The sequence below is a fragment of the Streptomyces sp. ISL-66 genome, assembly GCF_018614135.1.
Lineage (GTDB): Bacteria > Actinomycetota > Actinomycetes > Streptomycetales > Streptomycetaceae > Streptomyces.
The window spans coordinates 22,460-44,312 of the sequence record NZ_JAGGOW010000131.1 but is presented as its reverse complement, the minus strand read 5'-3'; the positions used below and the strand labels follow the sequence as shown (position 1 = coordinate 44,312).

Annotated in this window: 19 protein-coding genes and 3 pseudogenes; 6 read left to right on the top strand and 16 right to left on the bottom strand. The window is 70.3% G+C overall.

Features of this window, described 5'->3' with window-relative positions; translation table 11 throughout:
- Positions 1-68: 68 nt before the first annotated feature.
- The 7 genes and pseudogenes from fbaA to J7E97_RS24670 form a co-directional block, all read right to left on the bottom strand.
- Positions 69-1,091, bottom strand: coding sequence for a class II fructose-bisphosphate aldolase (gene fbaA, locus J7E97_RS24700; protein ID WP_215031220.1), 1,023 nt, complete (start codon positions 1,089-1,091; stop codon positions 69-71).
- A 244-nt stretch (positions 1,092-1,335) separates the two neighbouring features.
- The gene (gene pyrE, locus J7E97_RS24695; protein ID WP_215031217.1) at positions 1,336-1,875 is read right to left on the bottom strand and encodes an orotate phosphoribosyltransferase; all 540 of its coding nucleotides are present in this window, start codon (positions 1,873-1,875) and stop codon (positions 1,336-1,338) included.
- A 21-nt stretch (positions 1,876-1,896) separates the two neighbouring features.
- A complete protein-coding gene (locus J7E97_RS24690) occupies positions 1,897-2,685 on the bottom strand; it encodes an aldose 1-epimerase (protein WP_215031214.1) in 789 nt (262 codons plus the stop codon).
- Between the two features lie 27 nt (positions 2,686-2,712).
- Positions 2,713-3,699 (bottom strand): SRPBCC family protein, encoded by a 987-nt coding sequence (locus J7E97_RS24685; RefSeq protein ID WP_215031211.1) that lies wholly within the window; start codon positions 3,697-3,699, stop codon positions 2,713-2,715.
- Between the two features lie 92 nt (positions 3,700-3,791).
- Positions 3,792-5,438: a polyamine aminopropyltransferase gene (locus tag J7E97_RS24680; RefSeq protein ID WP_215031208.1), complete on the bottom strand. Its 1,647-nt coding sequence runs from the start codon at positions 5,436-5,438 to the stop codon at positions 3,792-3,794.
- Positions 5,439-5,671: 233 nt separating this feature from the next.
- Positions 5,672-6,181: pseudogene (locus J7E97_RS24675) on the bottom strand (DUF2617 family protein); the annotation flags it as partial.
- Positions 6,182-6,511: 330 nt separating this feature from the next.
- Entirely contained in the window at positions 6,512-6,739 is a 228-nt protein-coding gene (locus J7E97_RS24670) for a hypothetical protein (RefSeq protein ID WP_215031205.1), read from the bottom strand.
- Positions 6,740-6,876: 137 nt separating this feature from the next.
- Here J7E97_RS24670 and J7E97_RS24665 point away from each other — a divergent pair, with 137 nt between their 5' ends.
- On the top strand, positions 6,877-8,079 hold the full coding sequence (locus J7E97_RS24665; RefSeq protein WP_215031202.1) for a pyridoxal phosphate-dependent aminotransferase: 1,203 nt from the start codon (positions 6,877-6,879) through the stop codon (positions 8,077-8,079).
- A 90-nt stretch (positions 8,080-8,169) separates the two neighbouring features.
- Here J7E97_RS24665 and J7E97_RS24660 read toward each other — a convergent pair whose 3' ends face one another.
- A complete protein-coding gene (locus J7E97_RS24660; RefSeq protein ID WP_215031200.1) occupies positions 8,170-10,254 on the bottom strand; it encodes a hypothetical protein in 2,085 nt (694 codons plus the stop codon).
- A 195-nt stretch (positions 10,255-10,449) separates the two neighbouring features.
- Positions 10,450-10,992 (bottom strand): Uma2 family endonuclease, encoded by a 543-nt coding sequence (locus J7E97_RS24655; RefSeq protein ID WP_215031197.1) that lies wholly within the window; start codon positions 10,990-10,992, stop codon positions 10,450-10,452.
- 255 nt (positions 10,993-11,247) lie between these two features.
- Here J7E97_RS24655 and J7E97_RS37110 point away from each other — a divergent pair.
- Positions 11,248-11,363: pseudogene (locus J7E97_RS37110) on the top strand (aminotransferase); the annotation flags it as partial.
- Between the two features lie 37 nt (positions 11,364-11,400).
- On the opposite strand, the gene J7E97_RS24650 reads toward J7E97_RS37110, so the two are convergent.
- A complete protein-coding gene (locus J7E97_RS24650; protein WP_251055078.1) occupies positions 11,401-11,886 on the bottom strand; it encodes a prevent-host-death family protein in 486 nt (161 codons plus the stop codon).
- 126 nt (positions 11,887-12,012) lie between these two features.
- On the opposite strand from J7E97_RS24650, the gene J7E97_RS24645 reads away from it, so the two are divergent.
- Complete coding sequence (locus tag J7E97_RS24645; RefSeq protein WP_215031194.1) at positions 12,013-12,900, top strand: hypothetical protein; 888 nt, start codon at positions 12,013-12,015, stop codon at positions 12,898-12,900.
- A gap of 267 nt (positions 12,901-13,167) precedes the next feature.
- Here the strand turns inward: J7E97_RS24645 and J7E97_RS24640 are convergent, their stop codons facing one another.
- Complete coding sequence (locus J7E97_RS24640) at positions 13,168-13,308, bottom strand: hypothetical protein (protein WP_215031191.1); 141 nt, start codon at positions 13,306-13,308, stop codon at positions 13,168-13,170.
- Between the two features lie 1,130 nt (positions 13,309-14,438).
- A pseudogene (locus tag J7E97_RS37105) lies at positions 14,439-14,878 on the bottom strand (DUF4158 domain-containing protein); the annotation flags it as partial.
- A 105-nt stretch (positions 14,879-14,983) separates the two neighbouring features.
- Between J7E97_RS37105 and J7E97_RS24630 the strand changes: the two are divergent.
- Both J7E97_RS24630 and J7E97_RS24625 read left to right on the top strand, forming a co-directional pair.
- Positions 14,984-15,301: a hypothetical protein gene (locus J7E97_RS24630; protein WP_215031188.1), complete on the top strand. Its 318-nt coding sequence runs from the start codon at positions 14,984-14,986 to the stop codon at positions 15,299-15,301.
- A gap of 552 nt (positions 15,302-15,853) precedes the next feature.
- Complete coding sequence (locus tag J7E97_RS24625) at positions 15,854-17,125, top strand: mannosyltransferase family protein (protein ID WP_215031185.1); 1,272 nt, start codon at positions 15,854-15,856, stop codon at positions 17,123-17,125.
- Between the two features lie 75 nt (positions 17,126-17,200).
- Here the strand turns inward: J7E97_RS24625 and J7E97_RS24620 are convergent, their stop codons facing one another.
- Together J7E97_RS24620 and clpB are read right to left on the bottom strand one after the other, a co-directional pair.
- Entirely contained in the window at positions 17,201-17,752 is a 552-nt protein-coding gene (locus J7E97_RS24620) for a YbjN domain-containing protein (protein WP_215031182.1), read from the bottom strand.
- Positions 17,753-17,943: 191 nt separating this feature from the next.
- Positions 17,944-20,553 carry an ATP-dependent chaperone ClpB gene (clpB, locus tag J7E97_RS24615; RefSeq protein WP_215031223.1) on the bottom strand — a complete coding sequence of 870 codons (2,610 nt, stop codon included), beginning with the start codon at positions 20,551-20,553 and terminating at the stop codon, positions 17,944-17,946.
- Positions 20,554-20,686: 133 nt separating this feature from the next.
- On the opposite strand from clpB, the gene J7E97_RS24610 reads away from it, so the two are divergent.
- Positions 20,687-21,115 carry a pyridoxamine 5'-phosphate oxidase family protein gene (locus tag J7E97_RS24610; RefSeq protein ID WP_215031179.1) on the top strand — a complete coding sequence of 143 codons (429 nt, stop codon included), beginning with the start codon at positions 20,687-20,689 and terminating at the stop codon, positions 21,113-21,115.
- Positions 21,116-21,345: 230 nt separating this feature from the next.
- Here J7E97_RS24610 and J7E97_RS24605 read toward each other — a convergent pair whose 3' ends face one another.
- Both J7E97_RS24605 and J7E97_RS24600 read right to left on the bottom strand, forming a co-directional pair.
- Positions 21,346-21,657, bottom strand: a complete 312-nt coding sequence (locus tag J7E97_RS24605) for a (2Fe-2S)-binding protein (RefSeq protein WP_215031176.1) — start codon at positions 21,655-21,657, stop codon at positions 21,346-21,348.
- A complete protein-coding gene (locus tag J7E97_RS24600) occupies positions 21,657-21,848 on the bottom strand; it encodes a hypothetical protein (RefSeq protein ID WP_215031173.1) in 192 nt (63 codons plus the stop codon). Before J7E97_RS24600 ends, J7E97_RS24605 begins: the two co-directional genes overlap by 1 nt.
- Positions 21,849-21,853: the final 5 nt, after the last annotated feature.

The window sequence follows — 21,853 nt, the reverse complement described above, 5'->3', positions numbered from 1 at the left end:
GCGACGACTACTAGAACCCAAGCCGCGGACGGTGGGGCCGGGCCCTTCCTCAAGGCTGGGGCGGGCGGCTACTTGAGCTTGGTGCCCGTGGAGCGCAGGTTCGCGCAGGCCTCGGTGACGCGCGCGGCCATGCCGGCCTCGGCGGCCTTGCCCCACGTGCGGGGGTCGTACTTCGACTTGGTGCCGACCTCGCCGTCGACCTTCAGGACCGCGTCGTAGTTGCGGAACATGTGGTCCACGACCGGGCGGGTGAAGGCGTACTGGGTGTCGGTGTCGAGGTTCATCTTCACGACGCCGTTCTCCAGCGCGGTGGCGATCTCCTCGGCCGTGGAACCCGAGCCGCCGTGGAAGACGAAGTCGAACGGCGAGGACTTGCCGTACTTCTCGCCGACGCCGGCCTGGAGGTCCTTGAGGAGCTCGGGGCGCAGGACGACGTTGCCCGGCTTGTAGACGCCGTGCACGTTGCCGAAGGAGGCGGCCAGCAGGTAGCGGCCCTTCTCGCCCAGGCCCAGGGCCTCGGCGGTGCGCAGCGCGTCGTCGACGGTGGTGTACAGCTCGTCGTTGATCTCGTGGCTGACGCCGTCCTCCTCGCCACCGGTCGGGGTGATCTCGACCTCAAGGATGATCTTCGCGGCGGCGGCCTTGGCGAGCAGCTCCTGGCCGATGGCCAGGTTGTCGGCCAGGGTCTCGGCGGAGCCGTCCCACATGTGCGACTGGAAGAGCGGGTTCAGGCCGCGGGCCACGCGCTCGGCGGAGATGTCGAGCAGCGGGCGGACGTAGCCGTCCAGCTTGTCCTTGGGGCAGTGGTCCGTGTGCAGCGCGACGGTGATGTCGTACTTGGCGGCCACGATGTGCGCGAACTCGGCCAGGGCGGCGGCGCCGGTGACCATGTCCTTGTTGTACTGGCCACCCAGGAACTCCGCACCACCGGTGGAGATCTGAATGATGCCGTCGCTCTCGGCCTCCGCGAAGCCGCGCAGTGCAGCGTGCAGGGTCTGGGTCGAGGTCACGTTGATCGCCGGGTAGGCAAACTTGCCTGCCTTCGCCCGGTCGAGCATCTCGTTGTAGACCTCGGGGGTTGCGATGGGCATCTGTCCGCTCCTTGGATGTGCGGGGAGTGTGCTTATTGCGGGCCCTGACCTGGGGGCGACGTTGCCGTCGTGGCTATCTTTCCAGACTCCCGGTCCCACTCCACCTCCGCGGCGGCACCACGCGGCGCGAACAGGGCGGAATGTTTCACGTGAAACATTCCGCCCCACCGGAAAAGCCCAGGTCAGGGCCTGCTCCGGACTCCCGGGTCCTTAGTCACCCGTCGCGCGAAGGCGCGTCCGGCGACTAGGAGAGGCCGAGATCGTCCAGCTGGTAGCCCGTGAGGTACGGCAGGCCCGCCGCGGCGATGGCGTCGGCCGCGCCGCGGTCCACGATCGTGGCGACGGCGACGACCTCGCCGCCGGCCTCGCGGACGGCCTCGACGGCGGTCAGCGGGGAGCCGCCGGTGGTCGAGGTGTCCTCGACCACCAGGCAGCGCTTGCCCTTCACGTCGGTTCCCTCGATGCGGCGCTGCATGCCGTGCGCCTTCTGCGCCTTGCGGACGACGAAGGCGTCCAGGCGCGCGCCGCGCGCGGCGGAGGCGTGCAGCATCGAGGTGGCGACCGGGTCGGCGCCCAGGGTCAGGCCGCCGACGCAGTCGAACTCCAGGTCGGCGGTGAGGTCGAGCATGACCTGCCCGACCAGCGGGGCCGCCTCGCCGTCCAGGGTGATCCGGCGGAGGTCGATGTAGTAGTCGGCCTCACGGCCGGAGGAGAGGATCACCTTGCCGTGCACGACGGCCTTGTCCTTGATCTGCTGCAGAAGCTCATCGCGTACGTCACTCATGGGCATGAGCTTAATTGGGTGCTATCCGAGACGTCGCCAGCTCCACGTCGTGGAGATCTCCAGCGGGTCCACCGGGGTCACCAGGTGCGGCAGGGTGTTCAGGCCGTTCGGCGGCCCGGACTGCGGCTCCACGCAGACGGCTTCGGGCTGCTCGTCGTAGACGACCACCCATTCGGAGCGGCTGGTGACCTTCAGCTCCAGCGCGTCGGGCCACGTCAGGGTGACGTCGACCCCGTACGGCATGCCGAAGCAGTCGTCCCACGGGCCGGGTTTGGGGTCGATCCGGTTGCCGGTGGGGAGGTGGTCGGCGCCGCGCTCCTCCTGCCAGGCCGCTTCGAAGTCGATGCGGACGTCGGCCCCGCCGGCGCCGAGGTTGCGCCGGAACCAGGGGTGCCAGCCGGCTTGCGCGGGGAAGGAGTCCTCGTACGTCTCGATCCCCAGGGTCAGGGTCAGCCCGTTCTCGCCGAGCTCGAAGAGCTGGGTGACGACGCCCTCGTAGGGCCACGGATCGGTGAGCCGGTACGTGAACGCGGCCTCGGTGGCGCAGGCGCGGGCGAGCCGCCAGGGGGCATCGCGGCCGAAGCCGTGGATGGCGTGCGGCGGGGAGTTGAGCGGCAGCTGGTGGAGGGTCGCCCCGTCCTGGAACTGCCCGTTCCTGGTGCGGCCGCACCACGGGACCATCGGGAAGGAGCCGTAGTGGGCCCCTTGCCGCAGCAGTTCCGTCCCGTCGACGCGCAGACTGCTGATCCGGCAGCCGTTCTCCTGGTCGATGGTCACCTCGGCGCCGCCGGCGCGCAGTTGCGTACTCATGCCTTGACCTTAGTAGAGCCCGGCGGCTCAGCGGCGGCGGCGAAGGGCCCGGCCCAGGAGGACCGCCGAGGCCACGGCGACGGCGGCGGCCGGGGCGAGCCAGCGGAGGTTCGCGTTCGCGGCGGCCGAGGAGGGGGCGGGGACCGGGGCGTAGCGGCCGCGCGGGGGCGCGTGGTCGACCTCCTCCGCGCTACGGCCGATCATCGTGCGGCGGGCGTGCGCGGCCTCGGCGGGCGGGCGCGGCGGGGCGCCGAGGTCACCGAGGTCGGCCATGCCTTCGATGGCGCCCTCCAGGAAGGGGTCCAGCGAAGGCGGCGGGACCTCCGTCTCGAACACGGACGCGGTGATCTCGGTGATCCCGTCGGGCCCTTCGGTGTCCGGGCCCTCGGGCTCCTCCTCGGACTCGGACACGACGTCGCTGACGGTCACCTCGTCGGCCGCGGCCGGACCTTGCGTCCCGTCGCCGATCGCGCGGTCGCCCGCCGTGTCGTCGCCCGCCGCCTCGCCGCCAACCTTCCCGTCGCCAACCTTCCCGTCGCCAACCTTCCCGTCGCCAACCTTCCCGTCGCCGGCCGTCCCGTCGTCGGCCGACAGCGCCGCGAGGTGCCCGGCCGCCCGGTCCAGGAGGCGGTGCGCGGTGGTGGCCGCGGCCTCGGGGGCGAAGGCGGCGGCGCGGCCGTCGGCGGCGCCCTCCCCGGTGAACTCCAGGCGGGTGCCGCCGTCCGCCTCGGTCAGCCGGAGCGCGAGGGTGAGCTTCACGCCGCCGCTGCCCCGCACCTCCGTCCCCTCCCCGTCGACCACGAAGTGGTCGGGGTCCCGCTCGGTGACGGACAGGGACCCCCGGTAGGTCACGGTGTGCCCGCCGACGCGTACCTTGAGCCGGCCGGACAGCGGCCCGGCGCCGGTGTCCGCGTCCTGCTGGAGCCCCGGCACGCAGCGCGCCACCCGGGCGGGGTCGCGCAGCACGGCGCGGACGTCGACGGCGGGGACCGGAACGAACACCTGATGCTCCATGCGGTCGAGCCTACCGACGCGGCCGCTTCCCGTCAGTGAGGCGGCGGAGCCGTATCCGCCGGGTCCTGCCGCCGCGGCCTACGGGACGGCCCTCAGGAGTACCTCGGGTGCGGCAGCGTCGACGGCGGGAGGCCGGGGACGCGAGTGCGTTCCGCGTCGCGGGCGGCGTCGCCCAGGGACTGCGTGGACAGCGAGCGCAGGGCGGGCGTGTCCCGGTCCACGCGCAGCGCGGGGACGCGTTCGCGGGCGGCGAGGACGAAGCCCCAGTCCTGCGGGGGCACGGCCCCGGCGCCACCGCCAAGCACCCGGTCGGGGCCGGCGGCGTGGCCGGAGAGGCGGCCGCCCGCGCTGTAGGGGGCGGTGCGCAGGCCGGCGGCGCGCAGGGTGGCCTCGACGGTCCAGTACGAGCGGGCCCGGGCGGTCGGCGGTCCCGCGTGGACGGCGAGCCGGCCGCCGGGGCGCAGGGCCCGCGCAGCCAGCCCGTAGAACTCCTGTGAGTACAGCTTCGTGCTGGGCGTGATCCCGGGGTCGGGCAGGTCGGAGACGATGACGTCGAAGCGGCGCTGGGCGGCGGGTCCGCGCAGCCAGCGGAAGGCGTCCTCGGTGACGACTCCGAGGCGCGGGTCCTCGTACGCCCGGGCGTTGAGCGCGGAGAGCATCGGGTCGGTGCGGGCGAGCCGCACGACTTCGGGATCGAGCTCGATGACGGTGACGGAGGAGACGTCGCGGTAGCGCAGGACCTCCCGGGCGGCGAGGCCGTCGCCGCCGCCCAGGACCAGGACCCGGGTGTGCGGGCCGGTCATGGCGGGGTGGACGAGGGCCTCGTGGTAGCGGTACTCGTCGTAGCCGCTGACCCGCAGGCGGCCGTCGAGGAAGAACTCGAGGTCGCGCGGGGAGCCGGTCGCGGGCCCGGTCAGGACGAGCTCCTGGACTCCGGTCTGGAGGGCGACGCGGACCTCGCCCCCGTAGACGGCGCGGCGTGCGACGCGTTCGAAGTCGTCGGCCAGGACGGTGGCGCAGGCGAGGACGGCGAGGACGGTGATGTTGGCGGTGACGAGCAGCCAGCGGGCGCGGCGGCTCAGGTCGCGGCGGAAGAGCCACAGGACGAGCCCGCCGCCCACGACGGCGTTGACGGTGCCGGTGAGCACGGCTCCGGTGAGCTGGCCGAGGACGGGCAGGAGCAGGAACGGGAAGGCGAGGCCGCCGACGAGGGCGCCGACGTAGTCGGCGGCGAACAGGTCGGCGACGGCGCCGCCAGCGTCCTGTCTGCGGATGCGCTGGATGAGCACCATGAGGAGCGGGATCTCCGCGCCGATGAGCACGCCGATGGCGAAGGAGAAGGCGACGAGCGCGGTCCGGGACCCGCCCAGCCAGGCGAAGCTCGCGTAGAGCGCCATGGCGGAGAGCCCGCCGAGGAGCGCGAGCGCCGACTCGATGGCGGCGAAGCCGAAGGCCGGGCGCTCGCGCAGCGCCTTGGCGAGGAGGGAGCCGACGCCCATGGCGAAGACCATGACGGACAGCACGACCGACGCCTGCGTGACGGAGTCGCCGATGAGGTACGAGCCGAGGGCGAGCAGCTCCAGTTCGTACACGAGCCCGCAGGCGGCGCAGACGAACACGGTGGCCAGGACGAGGAGCCGGCCGGTCCGCGCCCGTACGGGCAGGGTGGCCGGGACGCGGCCCACGCCGCGCGGTTGCGGAGCCGGGAGCACCCCGCGCGGGGCGGAACGGTCGATCATGAAGCGAACCGTACGTCACCGCCTGCCCGCATCCAGTCACCCATATGGGTGTAAGTGGCGCACTGGTTCGGGCAGTTGGCGTAACGGCTCGGCAACTCGGCCTAGATGAGCGCCGGTGAACCGCCGGCGGGGACTCCGGCTCCTCCGTCGGCCCGGACCTCGGCTCCTCCGTCGACCCGGCCGTCGGCCCGGACCTCGGCGTCGCCGGGTGCCGCCGCGCCCGCCCCGCCGGCCGCGGCCATCCGTACGCCGACGCGGGTGCGCGTGGCCACCAGCTGTCCTTCCTGCGGGTACGCGTGCCAGGTCCGCCACCGCACCTGGCCCTCGTAACGCTGCGCGAGCATCGCGGTGAAGGCGTGCGGGCTGCCGGGGAAGGTCCCGGCGAGGCCGTTCGGGTGATCGGCGACCAGGGCGAGCAGCTCCTGCGCCCGCCCGGCGAAGGAGCCGCGCGAGAGGGTCTCGACCCGCGCGGCGAACTCGTACTCCCAGTCGCCGACCCGTTTCGCCACGCCCAGCGGCAGCGGTGTGCTGCTCCCGGGCATGCAGGCGACGGTCTCCGAACAGAGCACGTCGCCCTCTTCCAGGAGCACCTGATGAGAGGCCCCGAGCAGGCGCAACTCAACTTTTGCGCCCATCAGTTCGAGGTTCAGTACGGCCAGGGCGGGCAGCCGCTCCCTCCCCAGGGCCCAGGCGAGGTCGGCGGCACGCGTGTCGGTATAGGTGGTCTGGAGGGTCGTGAGCATGAGTCGGCTCCGCAAACGCGCGAGGGAGATGGGCCGGGCCCGCCAGCGGTGGTCAACGGGTGGGGGGACCGGCACGGGTCCACAGGAAGTCCCGGGAGGTCCGGGGACTGGTCTACTCAACCGAGGGAATCATGAAAGGCACGGCACTCACAGCGTTTTTACCCAACTTGAAGGGGTTTACATCCCCTCGGGGGCTACCCGGTTCACGTGTTCAACCACATGCCGCCCGTACGCCGTAATGCGCGGTGGGAAAACGCCCGAACAAGAAGACGCCCGAAGGAAGTTGTCCCCGGCGGGCGCTTCACGCCCACGCATCCATGCTGCCCCGTATCAGCTCGAACCGCATCCTCCGCCGCCGCACGACGAGGAAGAGCCGCAGGATGAGGAAGAGCCGCAGGAGGACCCGCCGCCGCCGTCGCCACCGCCACCCACCCACCAGCTGCTGCTGCTGTCGCCGCCGCTGCTGCCGCTGCCGCTGCCGCCCCCGCCGCCGGCCTTGATGACCGCCAAGACCATCCCCACGACGACGATCACGAAGATCACTGCTCCGAAAACCATCTCCTCGGCCCCCTCTCTGCGCCCCGGTCCCCCGGGGTGCGGGATCTCGATGTCCCGCGTGCAGGGGGGATTCCCGCGGCCCCCGCGGCCCAAAGCACACTTGAGCAAGTCCAGAGCTTCCGCGCAGGATGGCGGCCATGAGCGCTCCCGTGACCGCACCCGCAAGCAGCAACGGCCCCGTCCGGCCCTTCCTGAACCGCCGGCTCGCCGCCTTCGGCACGACGATCTTCGCGGAGATGTCCGCACTGGCCACCACCACCGGATCGATCAACCTCGGCCAGGGTTTCCCCGACACCGACGGCCCCGCCGAGATCGCCGAAGCCGCGGCCCGCGCGATCCGCGACGGCAAGGGCAACCAGTACCCGCCGGGCCCCGGCGTCCCCGAACTGCGCCAGGCGATCGCCGCCCACCAGCAGCGCTTCTACGGCCTGACCTACGACCCGGACACCGAGGTCCTCGTCACCGCGGGCGCCACGGAGGCCATCGCGGCCGCCCTCCTCGCCCTCCTGGAGCCCGGCGACGAGGTCATCGCCCTGGAGCCGTTCTACGACTCGTACGCCGCCTGCATCGCGATGGCCGGCGCGGTCCGCGTCCCGCTCACCCTGCGCGCGCCCGACTTCCGCCTCGACGTGGACGCGCTGCGCGCCGCGGTGACCCCGCGGACCCGGCTGCTGCTCCTGAACACCCCGCACAATCCGACGGGCACGGTGCTCACGCCCGCCGAACTGGCCGCCGTCGCGGAGCTGGCCGTCTCCCGCGACCTGCTGGTCATCACGGACGAGGTGTACGAGCACCTGGTCTTCGAGGGCTCCCACACACCTCTGGCGGGCTTGCCGGGCATGCGCGAGCGCACGGTCACGATCTCTTCCGCCGGCAAGACCTTCTCCTTCACGGGCTGGAAGGTCGGCTGGGTCACGGGGACCCAGGAACTCGTGAGCGCCGTCCGTACCGCCAAGCAGTTCCTGACGTACGTGTCCTCGGGCCCGTTCCAGTACGCGATCGCTGAGGCGCTCCGCCTGCCGGACGCGTACTTCGACGGTTTCCGCGCCGACCTGCAACGCAAGCGCGACCTGCTCGGCGACGGCTTGCGCGCGGCCGGGTTCGAGGTCTACCAGCCGCAGGGCACGTACTTCATCACCGCCGACATCACCCCCCTCGGTGAGAAGGACGCCTACGCCTTCTGCCGCGCCCTCCCCGAGCGCTGCGGCGTGGTCGCCATCCCCAACTCCGTCTTCTACGACGACAAGGACGCCGGCCGCAGCCAGGTCCGCTTCACCTTCTGCAAGAAGGACGACGTTCTTGCCGAGGCCACCAGCCGCCTCCGACGCCTCATGTCCTGAACTCACGCCGCCCTCGGCCTCGCCCCGGGCACGCGTCCTCGTCGGCAAGAGCAGCGGCGGCCGGTGGGAGTCCGGCGGTTTCGCCGCTGGTCAGCCGCGCCGCTTGCGGCCGTTCCTGCCGATAGGGTGCCGGCGCTTGTGGGCGCGGCCGGGACGGGCGGAGGGAGCGCGCAGCGCCCCGGCCGCCAGCTGCCTGAGCCCCTCCAGGCCAGCCCGGTCAGGGTGCGCGGAGTCCAATGCGGCGGCGATCGCGTCCCTGACATCGGGGCCCTGGGCGCGGAGCGCCTCCTCGGCGCCGCCCGAGCCGCCCGCCAGCTCCACGAGCTGGAGCAGGTTCTCGGCGAGAACCAGCAGATGCTCGGCGTCGATCATGCCCTCGGGAGACAGCAGCTCACTCTGCGCCAGCGCGTTCAACGCCAGCGGCGCCAGCTGGGGGTCGTGACGCAGCGTGCGCACCAGCCGCACGCCCTCATCGTCCGGCAACGCCGCCAGCAGCACGCCGAGCATCGCCTGCGCACGCGTACGGAAAGGTGTGGTCCGCACGGCGTCGGTCAGTTCCCGCAGTGCGTCCGCCCTCTCGCCGCGGGCCGTGATCCAGCCGGCCAGCTCCGCCTGGGCGGCATCCGGCGGGTATTCCTCAGCCAGTGCGCCCAGCAGGCCGGCCGCCGGCGCCCCGGCCAGTTCACCGATCAGCGGCGCGTCCCGGCCGACCGCCAGCAGCCGCTGCCGTACGGCCCGGGTACCGAGCTCGGTGAGACGGATGAGTTCGACAGGCCCGGTGGTCAGCTCCTCCCGCCGCTGATCGGCCCGCTCCCGCGCCGCCGAGTCGGGGGTTGCCGCGACGCCCAACAGCTCCGCGAGCTCCGGCGGCATGTCCGCGAGCAGCTCGGGACCGGCATCGGAGAGGTCGACATCGAGGAACACCGGATCGGCCATCCCACGGTCACGCTCGATCGCGCCCAGGTCGTCCAGCAGGTCGAGTGCCTTGCGCAGGTCCCGGTCTGCGTGCTCGAACCACATCCGGTGCTGGAGGTCCGACCCGTCGTCGAACTGGAAGAATGACCGATAGGCCAGGTGCACTGTGTCGCGCAGCCGCGGCCAGGGCATCGGGTACGGCAGGCTGTAGAGCGTGTTCAGCACATCCTGCAGGACGTCCTCGTAGACATCGAAGAGCATCGACTCGACGTGCCAGCCGTTGCGCACCCCGAGCAGGGCCTGCCGCAGCTCGAAGCACGCGTCGAAGGCGCGCAGCCACAGCTGAAGCGGGTCGGCCAGCAGCGGCCGGGCCTTGGCCACCGCGTACAAACGCCCCTTGACCACCCGGACCAGCCGCGCCTTCTTCGCCCACTCCACCAGCAGTCCCAGCCGCGGCAGGTCGGCCGAAGAGCGCACCCCATCGGTCTCGTCCCGAGTGCCGAGCCGGTCCGCCAACTCACGGGCATCTGCCATCCGCAGCCGTCCCGTCGCCGTCAGGGGGCGGCCGTCCTGTCCCGCCCACTCGGTGAGTCCGCGCAACTGCGCCACCGTCGTCGACGCCTCGGCCGGTCGGCGCAGGTCGTCGTCCTGGGGAAGCGCCACGGGCAGCTGTGGCTCGGCCCGGGCCGAGCCGGACAGCGCGCGGCCCGTCAGCCGCCGTTCCATGATCGCGTCGAGGGCCCGCCGATCGTAGGCGGCCTCTTCGCGCCGCGCCCGGTCCGCGAAGCGCTGCAACGCAGCTCCGTCCAGGACGTCCACGCCCTGCTCGGCGGCCGTCATCGCCCAGAACTTCGCCAGACCCCAGCGAGTGCGGTCCGCCATCGCCGCCGGATACTGTTCCGCGACCTTGTCGACCGCGGCGAGGGAATCATGGAGTGAGGGGCCGCGTGGGTCCGCCAACTGTGCGGCGTGCAGATAGCGCAGCAGCGTGCGCAGTGTGTCCGGGGCTTCGGCGCGTTCCTCCCCGGGAAGCTCGGTGACGTTCTGGGGCAGCCAGGAGAGCAGCAGCTCCTCCACATGGCGTGGCTCCCACAGCCCCAGTCGGCCGTCGGCCGTCGCCCGGTGCCGGTAGTCCAGCACCGTCTCGGCAGTGAATCCGTCCACCGGCAGGCCCTGTTCCCCGCCCCACCGGACCAGCCGGTCGACCAGCAGCCCGCGCGCGGCCTCGAACTCCTCCTCGGCCTCGACTTCGAACCTCATCCGCATGCAACTCGTCCAACCTGTCCGCAGCAGTCCTTACGGTGGCACGCTACCGCCGAACCACGGCCGTCGAATCGGTCGAGGACGATCTCACCTGATCAAGGGCGGCACGCGGCGACCAGGAACGACCGCTCCCGATGACGGCGGTGCCGGAGGCACCACCACACCGGGAGTCCTTCGTCAGCGGGCGTTCGACTACTCGGGCTCCGGACGCGGGAGTTCGTCGAGGTCGAGGGTGAAAGTGCGGCCGTCGGCCAGGGGGATGGGGAGCTTGCCCGTGCCGTACTTGTGGGTGTGCGCCGCGATGTAACCGGTGCCGGTCGGCTGGGTGTGGAGGACGACTTCCTGGGCGTAGGGGTCCACCACCAGGTAGATCGGAATGCCGTAGCGGCCGTACTTCGCGGTGCAGTCGTCGTAGTCCTTGCGTGCGGAGGAGGTCGAGACGACCTCGGAGATCAGCAGGACGTCTTCGAAGCTGTAGCGCTTGCCCTCCCGGCGGGCGTCCTCGCGAAGGATCACCAGATCGGGGGCGGAGTTCTCGTCGGCGGGGAAGTCGATGTAGACATCGGAGGCGGTCTTCGCGTGGCGTCCGAGGGACACGACCGTGTCGTATTGCATCGACTTGATCGTGCTGGAGTGCTCGAAGCTCTGCGGGGTCATGATCACTTTCCCGTCGGCCCCGAACAGGACCGTGTACCCCTTGGGGAACTCGGTGTGCACGATCGCGTCGACACTCATGGACGGCTCCTTCCGTGTGTGGTCAGGATACGACGCACAGCGCCCTGTCACCGGGCCCGCGGCCGTACGGCTCCGCGCTCGGTCCGGACAGGCGCCCGCCCAGGCTCCGTCGTCCAACGGGAGAGCCCGACGGAAGCGCGGATGCCCTCGGACATACGTCATGGGGCACGAGCCGCAGTCGGCTCACCGGCGTCACGGGACGCCCCCCTTGATGAGGCTTGGAGCAGGAAGCACGAATAGGCGTACGAACGCGGAGTCGGCTGGGTCACGGGCACGCCGGAGCTGGTCACGGGGTCCGCTCGGCGAAGCAGTTCCTGACGTACGTGTCCTCGGGCCCCTTCCAGTACGCGATTGCCGAGGCGCTGGTCCTGAAGGGTGGGGCGCTGACGCGATCGCCCTTCTTCGGACTCACCCACGCACCTCTACCGGGCCCAGATCATCACCCGCGAGGGGCCGAAGAGCTTCCCGAAGCTGTTCCGGGTCCGCGTTGATGCGCGCGGTCGCCCGCCAGGACACGAGGGTCCGATGCACAGCCTCTCTGGCTCCCAGCTCAGCCGCGTCGGACAGCGCTTCGAGCAACTCCACGGTGAAGGCGCGCATCTCTTCGTCATCCAGATGCCGCACCCACGGAAAGACCTCCGGCAGTGCCATCAGCAATGACCGGGCGCCGTCATCGTGCTTCATGAGGGCAAGGAAGAGCCGCGACGCCGTCGTGAGGTTCTCCTCCGTGCGCTCCGCGTGCACAGCAGTCGTCAGGACCATGTCTGGCGCATCACGGTGCGTGACACGGAGAGCGCCAAGGGCAGCGGCGCGGGCGGCCACGGCCTTCGGGTTTCGGGACAGATCGGTGAACGAGACCGATTCAGGGTCGGCTCCCAGATAGGTAAGGCTCATACTCAGACTGTACTCAGATTACGTTCTGATTGCCAGCGTTCCCACAGCCGGGCCCCTGCGCAGGGCCGAGCTCAGAAGCCGATCAAGTCCGGTCTGCAGGTGGGGTAACCAGCGCATCATCCCGCTATGCAGACAACCACTGCCCCGCCAGCGGAAACAGCGCGTACCCGCGTCCCGGCCAAGAAGGACGCGCTTCAAGCGATCGTCACCCTGTTAGGACTCGGGGGAGTCCTGTTGACCGGCATCCAGTACTGGGCCGTGGATCGGTACCTCGCCCAGTTCGGCGTCACGCCGGAGGAAGTCGGGCTGGACACAGCGGTCCTATTGACCCGAGCCGCCACAGCGCTGGCCTTTCTAGGCTTCTTGATCGTCCCGCTGTTGCTCTTCTGGCCGGGCATGTTCACCGTGGGTATGGCTGAAAGATCGAACCGAAGCCGCGCGTCGCGATTCGTGCTGCGGGAGTTCCGGCGCCGCCCCGGGCTCCGCACGCTCGCGCTGGCAGCGCTAGTGGGCTTGGGCTGGACAGCAGTGGCTGCGCTAGATGGACCCGGCGCCCTGCTGCACGAAGGCCTCTGGGCCATGATGTGGGTGGCTGGGACTCTCATCGCCGCGCCCGCGCTGCACCTGGCCGGCAAGCATCGGACGCTAGGCCCGCTCCTGCGCATGTGCCTCGTCGCTTTCCTCCTGACCGGCCTCTGCCTGACCTGTCTGGGTGATGCAATGGAGAAACGCGGCATGCAGACTGCAGAATCGGCGCGACCGAGCGGCCTGGCGTACCTGCTGGGAATCCGCCCCCAGATCGTTCGAGCGGACTTTGCCGAGACGGTGGGCAACGCGGAACCCGCCGACGGGCCGATGCTCTACCTCGGCCAGGCCGCCGGGGTTCACGTGCTCTACGACTGCGCAACCTCAACGGTGATCCGCAAAACGGCCGTACAGGTGCAGTTGACCAGCCAGATCGGCCGGGGCCAGGAAATTCTCGCCCTCGAAGTCGAACGCTCGTGCCGACGATGAGCCAGCATGTGGGTCGCCCGCAGATGCTCGCACCTCGCCCTTCTGCAAGCGCACCGACGTCCTGGAAGAGGCGGTGGCCCGGCTGCGGCCGCGATCCGCCAACTCGTACTCCAAGCCCCGGACCCCGTCATCGCGAAGGCGCTCGGCTACCACGACAAGACGGCCACCCGCCTGGTCACCGAAGCCGGAGGAACCTGGAGCCGATACGCCCCCGGCGACCACACACGGTGACACCAGGACCGGCCTCAACCAGGAAGACGCGACACCTCAACATGCGAGCCCACCAGTCCCGAGGCCGCACTGGTCGAGCACCACACCATCCAGCGGCACCGTCTCCGCCGGATCGAAGAACGCGCCTTCCTTCAACGGCTGCTCCAGGTACCGCTGGAGCAGATCGATCGCGTCCATCACCGGCCGATAGGCGGTGTTGTTGCACTTCAGCGTCAGCGCTGACGGAGTTGGGCGTGTGCGGCCAAGCCAACCCAGGTCCAGCGGTCGGCTGCGGCAGAGTCCCGCAGCTTGAGAAGGAAATGACTGAACGCCAGAACACCGCCGAAACATACCCAGTAATTCCCCGTCATACGACCTCTGGTGAAAATCCAGCAAGTAATGGGCGCGAGCCCGCAGGGTCTCCATCCCGGCACTCTGAGTAAGAAAGGGAGTGTCAGAGGTCGGCATGTGCGGCTGCTGTCCCATCAAGACGATGGTTAGCTGAGATTGGTTGGCGCCAATCCGTGAGGCGCTCGACCCAAGATGGACACCACTACTGAGAAGCTCATTCTACATACCACCGCACCTGGACTACCTAGCAAGCCAAGGTCCGCGAGGTGTGAAGATGGAACTTGGAAAAGCCATAGCAGCCGCAGTGCTGCTGACCCCTCTCTCATTCGCAGGTATGACGGATCCCGCTGCGGCGGCGCCCGTCCACATTGTCAGCGCCGATGTATTCCTACTCGCCTGGGATGGGCCGCCAGACCAGGATCTGAAGTCAATCCAGCGTAAGACAAACATCACCCTTACGCACAACAAACCAAAGACTAGCGTCACATTCCGGGTTTGCGCAGACGGTGCCACTGCCGTACTGAAATTGCACGCGACCCTTAATGGCGACGAAACGGTTACCGTGCAGCCAAACCTAGCACTATATGATGGGCCACCCTGGTGCGAAATGATCGACCTTGCCGGCTCGAAGTCCCCTTCGCCGGCAACTTTGGGCGGAGGCAGAGGCAGGCTACTCTGGAACTTCACCGTGACCAGCGATAAGTTCCTCTCAAGCGATAAGGCCTCTACGGGTATGACGATCACCCATAACCTCTGGCCATAACAACGGCTAACGCAATGAGGTGGATCCGCCCTGGTTGCTGGAGCAGGAGCCGAGAGCCTTCTCCGGCAGGCCGCCGACCAGGGCAGCGCCATCGTCCTGAACACAGGGAGAGGGCTGGCGAAGCCACTCAGCAGTCTGTGGCCGTACGGCCTGAACGCCGACGGCACAGGGCGATCAGGTCCCGGTCCACGTCGTCCAGGAAGGAGAACCGCTCCAGCTCGTCCAGCGCCGCCCGCTGACCAGGCGACAGCAGGCCGTACAGGGTCTCCCACAGCCGCTGGTTCGCCGCCTCCCGCACCCCGGCCACCAGCCGGGCCAGCGTCGTCACCCCCGGCAGCAGCACCCGCCGCTCGCGCAGCCACCCCACCGCCGCGTCGAACAGCGCCTTCGGCCCCTCCCCGGTAGTCCAGGCCCGCGCGTCCACCCACCCCCGCAGCTCCGGCCCCCCCTCGGCGAATCCCGGTACTCCAGCAGCCGCCGCAGCTCGCGGACGTGGTCGAGGCGGGTGTTCTCCCGCTCGCCGTACGCCTTCAGCACCGAGGCGTCCTCGATGTCCAACTGCTCGGCCAGGTGGGCGACCTCCACCGGGACGTCGGTCGGGTCGTCCCGGAACAATCCGAGGTAGCGCACCGTCGTCAGCTGGGCGGGGCTCCCATGTGAGCATCCGTCCGGATTTCGGATAACACTGGCGTACCCAGGAACCCGCGAACCTGCTGGAGATATTCGATCTGAAAACCAGGCGGAAGGGAAGGCTAGAGCATGGCTACGTTCCAATTGCTAGGGCTAAAGTGCTGGGAAACCACGGACGGATTCGGGGCCGACCAGGTGCGAATCATCTTCGGTTTTGATGATTTGATGTTCTTCGATAACGACATGGGGGAGGGGGATGAGTGGGAGCTAGTGGAATCCAGACAATTCCTAGCCTCCGAAAAGGTATGGGTGAAAGAAGCGGATTCGGGGAGCGGTGATGACGAGATCGGAATGTTCGTCGTCACCTCCGAAGACCAGGGCGAGCATGGGATAACGCTGTCGGGCGACGGTTCGCACTACGACCTCCGCTACAGGATTGGGCCGTGACGGCGACCTCGCTGCCCGGGCCGCCCGTGCCTCGGCTGCATGCCCATGCGCGGCGGGCTCGTACAGAGCCGGCCGGAGGGACCGTTCAGCCGTCGGCCGGGTAGCTGAACAGGTGGTTGTCATCGAGCACGGGCCCGACGTATTCGTTGACGAGAAGCGGCGCGGCCTTTGGCTCGATGGGTATGTCGGCGCCGGTTCTCGCCCCCAGAACGGCAGGACCGCCTGCTCCACGGCCGTATACCCGGCCGTGCCACACCGCGGTGACGGTCGGGGGGTGCGTCCCTGATCTCCGTCCTTGATCGCGCACAGCAACGTGTCGGTGGCCGCGCCCGCCGCGACGACCGCGAACCCCGCGTGCAACCAGCGTCGCGACCCGGTCGACTCCCGAACCTCACTGTCCGTCACTCCGTCAGGCCGTGAACCCGTCTCGGCTGACGAATACGCGACACATCAACATGCGGGCTTACCAGTCCCGAGGCCGGCCCCGCCCTCGTAGTGTTCCTCCGTACTCACGTCACACGGACTCACGTCACACGAGGGAAGTCGGGATACATGGCCACCGTGTCGAGCGGCACGCCGGGCGGCGCGACGGACGACGCGACGGTCCGGGCGCCGGACGATGCGACGGTCCGGGCGCCGGACGGCGCCGGGCGGGCCGGTCCGGGCGGCGTGCCGGCCACTCCGGGCGGCGGCGTGCGGGCCGCCCGGGTCCCGGCTCCGGGTGCCCTCGTCGCGCTCGGGGTGTTCGCCGCCGTGCGCGGGCTCGGGGTGCTCGTGGTCGCCCTCGCGGCCTGGTGGACCGGGCGCAGCCCCGTGAAGCTGCTCGGGGAGTCCTGGGACTCGGTCTGGTACCTGCGGATCGCCGAGCACGGCTACGGGCGGACCCAGATGTACCCCGACATGGGCTCCCTCCAGAGCGACTCCGCCTTCTTCCCGCTCTACCCCGTCCTCATCCGCTGCGCCGCCGCCGTCCTGCCCGGCTCCCTGGCGGCGGCCGCCCTCGTCGTCGCCTGGATCGCCGCTGGGGCCGCGGCGATCGGGGTGTACCGGGTCGGGGAGCGGCTCCTCGGGGCCCGCGGCGGGCTGCTGCTCGTCGCGCTGTGGGCCGTGCTGCCGCACGCCCTCATGCTGACCCTCGCCTACACCGAGGCCCTGCTGGCCGCCTTCGCCGCCTGGGCCCTGTACGCCCTGCTGCGCGGCCGCTGGGGGTGGGCCGCCGGGCTGGCGGTGCTGGCCGGGCTGACCCGGCCCACCGGCATCGCGGTGGCCGCCGCGGTCGTGGTGGGCGCCGCCTCGGAGATCTTCCGGCAGCGGGGCCGCGCGCCCGCGACGGTGTGGGCCGCCGCGCTGGCCGCGCCCGCGGGCTGGGCCTCGTACGTCTTGCTCGTGGGCGTGCGCCGGGGTGATCCGCTCGGCGGCTACTTCGCGGTCCAGAGCGGCTGGGGCTCGCGCTTCGACTTCGGCGCGGCGGCGCTGCGCTCGGCCCGGCACGCGCTCACCGGGGACGTGGAGCTCGCCACCACGGTGACGGTGGTCCTGCTGGCGGCCGCCCTGCTGCTCGCGGGCCTGCTCGCGGCGGGCCGGACGGCGCCGCTGCCGCTGCTCGTGTACACCGGCGTCCTGCTGGCGATGACCTACGGCGGGGCGGGCTTCTTCGAGTCGAAGCCGCGCTTCCTGCTGCCCGCGTTCCCGCTGCTGCTGCCGCTGGTGGCCGTCATGGCGAAAGCCCGGCCGCGCACCGCGGTCGTGGTGACCGTGGTGCTGGCCGGGCTCTCCTACGGATACGGGCCGTACCTGCTGCTCGGATCCGGTGTGGCGCCGTAGGCGCTGTGGTGCCACAGGGCGGCGCCGCGGCGCCATGAGGGGCGGCGCCGTGGTGCCGTGGGGGCGGTGCGGGACCTAGTTGGTCTCGCCGCCGCCGTCCTCGCCGTCCTCGCCCTTGTCGGCGGAGTCGACCTCCGCCTCCAGGCCGAGCTGCTCGACGAGCCACTTGTCGAACTCGATCGACGCGCGGACCCAGCTGACCGTGGAGGACACGAAGTGCTCCAGGTTGACGCCGGTGCCGATCAGCATCTGCGCCTCGCCGATCAGGCGGACGGAACCGTCATCGTGCGTGTGGCTGTAGACCTTCGGCCACAGCGTGCGGCGGTTCCAGTCGTCGATCGACTCGAGGAGCTGCGGCTTCTCGTCGATCTTGTGCGGGCGGTCGTAGAAGGTCCGCACGGAGAAGACCTGCTGCTCGTCTTCGCCGCGGAACATGAAGTACGTGCGGAATTCCTCCCACGGCGCCGCGAGGTCGCCCTCGTCGTCGACGACGTACTTGAGCTCCATCTGCTCCAGGAGCTGCTTGACCAGATCCTGATCGGGGACGACGGGGCCCGCCGGTCCTGTGGCCTGCGGATCGGGCTGCTGCCCTCCGAAGTTCGGAATCGAGGCCGGGTCGATGCTCACCGTGTACTTCCCTTCGTGCGGATACGGCCATCCTCCCCCATCACGCCCATCCCGTGTCCACCCCGCAGGGGCGATCCGCTCCGGGCGGACAGGAGTAGGACTCCGGTAAGCGGGACGGATGGCCGCGCAAGGGCGGATACGGGAGCGCCCGCCCCGGCCCGCGCAGCCGGTGCGGGCGCGCCGGGGCGCGTCTAGAGCGCCTTTCCGACCAGCAGGCCGTCGCCCGCCACCGCGACGCGGACCGTGTCGCCGTCCTTGACCTCGCCGGAGAGGATCTCCTTGGCCAGGCGGTCGCCGATCGCCGTCTGGATCAGGCGGCGCAGCGGCCGGGCACCGTACGCGGGGTCGTTGCCCTTGTCCGCCAGCCAGGCCAGGGCCTCGGGCGTGACGTCCAGGGTGAGGCGGCGGTCCGCCAGCCGCTTGGCGAGGCGGCCGATCTGGAGCTCGGCGATGTGGGCCAGCTCCGACTCGCTGAGGGCGGAGAAGACCACGAGGTCGTCGAGGCGGTTCAGGAACTCCGGCTTGAAGGAGGCCCTGACCACGTCCATGACCCGGGCCTTCTTCTCGTCCGCCCCCGTGGACGGGTCCATCAGGAACTGGCTGCCCAGGTTCGAGGTCAGGACCAGGATCGTGTTGCGGAAGTCCACCGTGCGGCCCTGGCCGTCCGTGAGGCGCCCGTCGTCGAGGACCTGGAGCAGGATGTCGAAGACCTCGGGATGGGCCTTCTCCACCTCGTCCAGGAGCACCACGGAGTACGGGCGCCGGCGGACGGCCTCGGTCAGCTGACCGCCCTCCTCGTAGCCCACGTACCCGGGCGGGGCGCCGACGAGCCGGGCGACGCTGTGCTTCTCGCCGTACTCCGACATGTCGATGCGGATCATGGCCCGCTCGTCGTCGAAGAGGAAGTCCGCGAGGGCCTTGGCCAGCTCCGTCTTGCCCACGCCCGTCGGGCCGAGGAAGAGGAACGAGCCGGTCGGCCGGTCCGGGTCCGCGATGCCGGCGCGGGTGCGGCGCACGGCGTCCGAGACGGCCCGTACGGCCTCGCCCTGGCCGATCAGACGGCGGCCCAGCTCCTCCTCCATCCGCAGGAGCTTGTGGGTCTCGCCCTCCAGCAGGCGGCCGGCCGGAATGCCCGTCCAGGCGCCGACCACGTCCGCGATGTCGTCCGGGCCCACCTCGTCCCGGACCATGCTGTCCTTCGAGGCGGCGCCCGTCTTCGCGCCCGCCTTGACGGCCTCCTCCTCGGTGGCCTCCGCGAGCTCGCGCTCCAGGGCCGGGATCTCCCCGTAGAGCAGCTTGGAGGCCGTGTCGAAGTCTCCGTCGCGCTGGGCCCGCTCGGCCTGGCCGCGCAGGTCGTCCAGGCGCTCCTTGAGCTCGCCGACGCGGTTGAGGGACTGCTTCTCCTTCTCCCAGCGGGCGGTGAGGCCCCGCAGGTCCTCCTCCTTGTCCGCCAGGTCCTTGCGGAGCTTGTCCAGGCGTTCGAGCGAGGCCGGGTCGGACTCGTTCTTCAGCGCCAGCTCCTCCATCCGCAGGCGGTCCACCGCGCGCTGGAGCTCGTCGATCTCCAGCGGGGAGGAGTCGATCTCCATGCGCAGCCGGGAGGCCGCCTCGTCGACGAGGTCGATGGCCTTGTCCGGGAGGAAGCGGGAGGTGATGTAGCGGTCGGAGAGGGTCGCCGCGGCCACCAGGGCGCTGTCGTTGATGACGACCTTGTGGTGGGCCTCGTAGCGGCCCTTGAGACCGCGCAGGATCGCGATGGTGTCCTCGACGCTCGGCTCGGCGACCAGCACCTGCTGGAAGCGCCGCTCCAGCGCCGGGTCCTTCTCGATCCGCTCCCGGTACTCGTCGAGCGTCGTCGCGCCGACCATCCGCAGCTCGCCGCGGGCCAGCATGGGCTTGAGCATGTTGCCCGCGTCCATGGAGGAGTCCCCGCCGGCGCCCGCGCCGACGACCGTGTGCAGCTCGTCGATGAAGGTGACGATCTGGCCGTCGCTGGCCTTGATCTCCGCGAGGACGGTCTTGAGCCGCTCCTCGAACTCGCCGCGGTACTTGGCGCCCGCGACCATCGCGCCGAGGTCGAGCGAGACGAGGCGCTTGTTCTTCAGGGACTCGGGTACGTCGCCCTTGACGATGCGCTGGGCCAGGCCCTCGACGACGGCGGTCTTGCCGACGCCGGGCTCGCCGATGAGCACCGGGTTGTTCTTCGTGCGGCGCGAGAGCACCTGGACGACGCGCCGGATCTCCTGGTCCCGGCCGATGACCGGGTCGAGCTTGCCCTCGCGGGCGGCCGCCGTGAAGTCGGTGCCGAACTTCTCCAGGGCCTTGTACTGGCCCTCGGGGTCGGGGGAGGTCACCCGCCGCCCTCCTCTTGAGGTCTCGAATGCGGACAGCAGCTTCTTCGCGGTCGCACCCTGGGCGGAAAGGAGCTCTCCGGCCGCGCCGCCCTTGGCGGCGATGGCGATGAGCAGGTGTTCGGTGGAGAGGTACTCGTCGCCGAGCTTCCCGGCCTGGGCGTCCGCCTCGGCCAGTACGGCGAGCAGCTCGCGCGTGGGCTGCGGGGGCGCGACCGTGGAGCCCGTGACGCTGGGCAGGGCGGCCAGCAGCCGGTCCGCGCCGGTGCGGACGGCCGCCTGGTCGGCTTCGGTCGCGGCCAGCAGGTCGGTGATGTTCTCGTTGTCCTCGCCGGCGAGCAGGGCCAGCAGCAGGTGCGCGGGGGTCAGGTCCGCGTGCCCGTCCTTGACGGCCCTGCTGGTGGCCGCGTTGAGCGCGTCCCGGCTCCTGTTGGTCAGCTCGGCATCCACGGGCTGCTTCTCCCTTCCGTACGGCATCGGCTACGGCTCTTGTGCCTGCTCGCATGGTCGTTGCGCTTTACATGCACAACCTGCATAAAGTTGAGTCTATTCCACTCAAGGTGGCGGGACGTACCCTTCGCGCATGTCGGTTACCAGCACAGTTCATGACGTACTCAACCCGACGTCCGAGTACCTCGCCTTCTGGCGGGAGCGGCACGTCTGCACACTGACCACCCCGCGCCCCGACGGCAGCCCGCACGTGGTGCCGGTGGGCGTGACGTACGACCCGGAGGCCGGGCTGGCGCGGGTGATCAGCAACAAGAACAGCAAGAAGATCCGCAACGTCCTGGCGGCGCAGGCCGGCCCGCACGGCGGGCCCCGGGTGGCGGTGTGCCAGATGGAGGGGCGCCGCTGGGCGACGCTGGAGGGCCGCGCGGTGATCCGCACGGACGAGGCCTCCGTCGCGGAGGCGGTACGGCGCTACGCGGAGCGCTACGGCCGGATGCCCTCGCCGAACCCGGACCGGGTGGTCATGGAGATCACCCTGGACCGGGCCATGGGACGGGCCTGAGCGCAGGGCCGGGCCGAGGGACGCGCCCGGTCGGCGCGCAAGACGCGCACGAAGACGCGGGCGGAAAGCGCGGGCGGAAGCCGCAGAAGGCGGACGCGGACGGCCGGTTCGAACTGTCCGGTTCAACCACTGGACAGGCACATCACAACGGCGCCATCGTGGTCAGGTCCACGATGGCGCCGTTGTGTGGGGGTAGCGCCTGAGCGATCTGGGACGACGGGGGAATCGCGTCAGGCACTGCGGGGGGTGGCACTGGTTTCGGTTTCGAAAAGCTGGTGATCACGCTGATCCAGATTGACGAAGACCATTCCGTAGCGGATTTCGCAACGAACGGGCTGCGGCGCGCCTCGCGGGCGACGCAGGCACCTGTAGGCGCGGACGTCTTCGTCCTCCTCGCGGACCACGACGATCGGCTGACCGAAGAGGGTGACCTTCAGAGAATCACCGGCATAAGGAATGGCACTGGTCAGATCGATGAACTGCCAGCCGGAGCGGTAGGCGGAGGCCATTTCGCGACGGAAGCCGCGGTCGTCGGGGGTCATCAGGAAACCTTCATGGGCGCGATGTCCCAACCGCTGTCCGCCGGACCGGTCGGCGGCTTCACGGCCACGCGATCCCAGCCGCTGTCCGCCTGCTTGCTCCCCGTGTCCCCGCCCGCGGCGCTTACTGCCCCAAAGACCGCAACGGCGGAGAAAACAACGGCAAGCGCCGAGCGAAGCATTTTCTTGTACATGGTCG